Raw genomic sequence first — 3,471 nt, 5'->3', positions numbered from 1 at the left:
ACAGATAGTCCTCGACGGCGCGTTTGCCGAGTTCGCGTCCGAGACCGGATTGCTTGTAGCCGCCGAAGGGCAGTTCGGGATAACCCTCCATGAACGTATTCACCCAAACCGTCCCCGAACGCACACCGCGCGCCACCGACATGCATGTGTCGATGCTGGCGCTCCACACTCCCGCAGACAGACCATAGGGCGTGTTGTTGGCGATGTGCAATGCCCTTTCAATCGTTTCAAAAGTGAGCACGGACAGCACCGGCCCGAAGACTTCCTCGCGCGCGATTTCCATGTCCTCGGTAACGTTGCGGACAATGGTCGGATCGAGATACTGGCCGGCGTTGGAGGCGAGCTGTTCGCCGCCGCTGAAGACGCTGCCGCCGCTGGTCTTGGCCGCCGTCACATAGCCGGCTACCTTTGCCATGTGGTCGGCCGAGATCATCGCGCCGACCTTGGTGCGGTCGTCAAGCGGATCGCCGACTTTCACCCTCTCGGCCAGCGCCTTGACTGCGCCGAGAAAGTCGTCCGCGATCGCCTCATGCACGATCAGCCGACTGCCGGCATTGCAGCATTCGCCGGCGTTGAAGAAGCCGCCGAAGACTGCGGCATCCGCCGCTGCTTCGAGATCGGCGTCGGGGAAGACGATCTGGCCGTTCTTGCCGCCGAGCTCCATCGACACCTTCTTCAGCGAACTGGACGCCGCCGCCATCGTCATCTTGCCGACGCGGGTCGAGCCGGTGAAGGACACCATCTCAACCAGCGGATGCCTGACCATCGGCGCGCCGACATCGCTACCCAGGCCGGCGAGGATGTTGACGACACCCGCCGGCAGGCCGGCCTGCAGCAGGATATCGCCGAGCACGAAGGTCGACGCCGAGGTCATCTCGCTCGGCTTGACCACGGCAGTGCAGCCGGCGGCGAGCGCGAAGGGCAGTTTCTGGCTGACGATCAGGAAGGGAAAATTCCACGGCGTGATGATCGAGACGACGCCGATCGGCTCGCGCAGCACCACGCCCAGCATGTCATCGCCGAGATTGGCATAGCTCTCGCCATGGAGCGTGCGAGCAAGCGAAGCGGCATAGCGCCAGATGTCGACGGCGCCGCCGATCTCGCCGCGCGCCTGCGCGATCGGCTTGCCGGATTCCAACGCGTCGAGCCTGGCAATCTCTTCCAGTCGGCCCTCGATCAGATCGGCCGCTTTGAGCAGCACCGCGGCGCGTTCCGACGCCTTCATGCGCGGCCATGCGCCGGCCTCGAAGGCCTTGTGAGCTGCCTGCACCGCAGCGTCGACTTCCGCAGCACCCGCCTGCGCATAGCGTGAAACCGCAAAACCGTGGCCGGGACTGTTGCGTTCGATCGTGCGGCCGTCCCGGGCATCGACATGTTTGCCGTCGATCAGAAGCTTGTAGCTCTTCGGCGCCTGAGACGCTTCGACCGGCATGGAAATGTTAAGCGGTGCGTTCATCGTATCTTCTCTAGGATCTCGAAAAGTCCGGCTTGTGCCTGGCCTTGAAGGCGCCGACACCGGCCTTGAGGTCGCCGGTGAGCGCAATGAAGCCGCTGGCCAGCGCTTCCGTGGCGGCGGCGTCTTCCTCGCCTTCGGCAATGCCGATCATCAGCTTGGCGGCCTCGGTTGCGAGCGGACCACGCTCGGCGATCTTTTCTCCCCAGGCTTTTGCTTCATCCAAGGCCTTGCCGGTTTCGACGACGCGGTCGACGACGCCGAGGGCGAGCGCCTCGTTCGCCAGAAAAATCTCGCCGCCAAGCGCCATGCGCCGCACGATCTGTGCACCGAAGCGGCGCACAGCGCGCTGCGTACCAGACCAGCCGGGCACGACGCCGATCGAGGTCTCGGGAAAGCCGAGCTTGATCTGGGTTTCGGCGACGCGAAAATCGCAGGCGGCGGCCAATTCCAAGCCGCCGCCCAGCGCATGGCCGGACAGCACGGCGATTGTCGGTTGCCGAAGCCGCGCCAGCCGGTCGAAGACACGATGGCCGTAGCGCACCCATTGAACCTGGAAATCGGCGGCGCTTAATTGTGCCCAGGCCTCGACGTCGCCGCCGGCGCAAAAACCCTTGCCTTCGCCGCTGATGAGCACGACACGGACACCCTCGGCCAGCTCGGCCTTGTCGAGCGCGGCTTCGAGCGCGCGCAGCATCGGAATGTCGAGCGCGTTGAACTTTTCCGGCCGCCTGAGCGTCACGGTACCGATCGCGCCATCCTGCTCGAAGGTGACGAGGCGCTCAGCCATGCGCGCCTCCAAGTGAAGCGCCGCCGTTGAGCGACAGGCCGATCGGCCGATCCTGATAGAGCGACGCCGGCGTGATCTTGAGGTCGTTTGCGACGGCGAGCGGAGTGTCGGCCTGCGCCAGCACATCGCGTTCGAGATCGATGCCGGGCGCCAGCTCGGTCACCATCAGCCCGGCCTGGGTCAGCTTCATCACACAGCGTTCGGTGACATAGGTAATGTCCTGGCCTTGCGCGACCGCGCGCTTGCCGGAGAAGGAGATGTGCTCGACCTCCTCGACGATCTTTTTCACCTTGCCTTCCTGGTCGATGCGGAGGGCGCCGTTCGCCAGCGAAAGCTTGGCGCCAGCATTGAAGAAGCCGGAGAAGACGATCTTCTTCGCCCGCGCGGTGATATCGACGAAGCCGCCGGCGCCGGCCGTCACATGCGGTCTCGCCGAAAGCTTCGACACGTTGACCGAGCCGTGGCGGTCGATCTGCAGGAAGGACAGGAGCGAGGCGTCAAAGCCGCCGGCCTGGAAATAGATGAACTGGTGCGGCGAGGGCATGATCGCCTCGGCATTCGAGGCGCAGCCGAACTTGAAGTCGAGCAGCGGCACGCCGCCGACCGCGCCCTGCTCGATCACCCAGGTGACCTTGCCGTGCTGGCCTTCCTCGAGAAGAATGCGCGGCACGTTGGCGGAGATGCCGAAGCCGATATTGACGGCCATGCCGTCGCGCAACTCCATGGCGACGCGGCGCGCGATCACCTTCTGGATGTTCATCTCCGGGGTGCGGAAGGTGGAGAGCGGCCGGAAGATCTCGCCCGAGATCGCCGGGTCGTAAGCCGTCTGCGTCGTCTGCAGCTGATCGGGCGCGACCACGATATGGTCGACCAAGACGCCGGGCACGCGCACATCGTGCGGCTTGAGGGTTCCGTTCTCGACGATGCGCTTAACCTGCGCAATGACGATGCCGCCATTGTTGCGGGCAGCCAATGCCTGTTCGAGACCGCCGAGATAGGCGCCCTCATGCTCGTAGGTGAGGTTGCCGCGCTCGTCGGCGGAGGTGGCGCGGATGATCGAGACGTTGGGGACGATGGCGCGGAAATAGAGCCACTCCTCGCCGTCGAACTGCTGCACCGAGACGATCGGCTCGCTGGCGGCGGCGTTCATGGCGCAGCCCTGGTGGCGAGGGTCGGCGAAAGTGTCGAGGCCGACCTTGGTCAGCACGCCGGGACGCTTGGCGGCCGC

The 3,471-nt window shown here is 65.0% G+C and carries 3 protein-coding genes; all 3 read right to left on the bottom strand.

The window, feature by feature from the left end; all coding sequences use genetic code 11:
• Positions 1-1,456: aldehyde dehydrogenase family protein (locus tag EOA60_RS24340; RefSeq protein WP_128312022.1), on the bottom strand; the 1,456-nt coding region annotated here is incomplete at its 3' end.
• 10 nt (positions 1,457-1,466) lie between these two features.
• Positions 1,467-2,243: an enoyl-CoA hydratase/isomerase family protein gene (locus EOA60_RS24335; protein WP_095823590.1), complete on the bottom strand. Its 777-nt coding sequence runs from the start codon at positions 2,241-2,243 to the stop codon at positions 1,467-1,469.
• The coding region (locus tag EOA60_RS24330; protein WP_128312020.1) for a malonate decarboxylase subunit alpha at positions 2,236-3,471 on the bottom strand (1,236 nt) is incomplete at its 5' end. The genes EOA60_RS24330 and EOA60_RS24335, both read right to left, overlap by 8 nt.

Source organism: Mesorhizobium sp. M1A.F.Ca.IN.020.06.1.1, from assembly GCF_004023265.1.
Taxonomy (GTDB): Bacteria; Pseudomonadota; Alphaproteobacteria; order Rhizobiales; family Rhizobiaceae; genus Mesorhizobium.
The sequence above is the reverse complement of the archived record's forward strand: the minus strand, read 5'-3'. Positions and strand labels throughout refer to the sequence as shown.

Excerpts from the sequence above, each read along its gene's own strand:
- EOA60_RS24335 (WP_095823590.1), bottom strand. The coding sequence starts at position 2,243 with ATGGCTGAGCGCCTCGTCACCTTCGAGCAGGATGGCGCGATCGGTACC.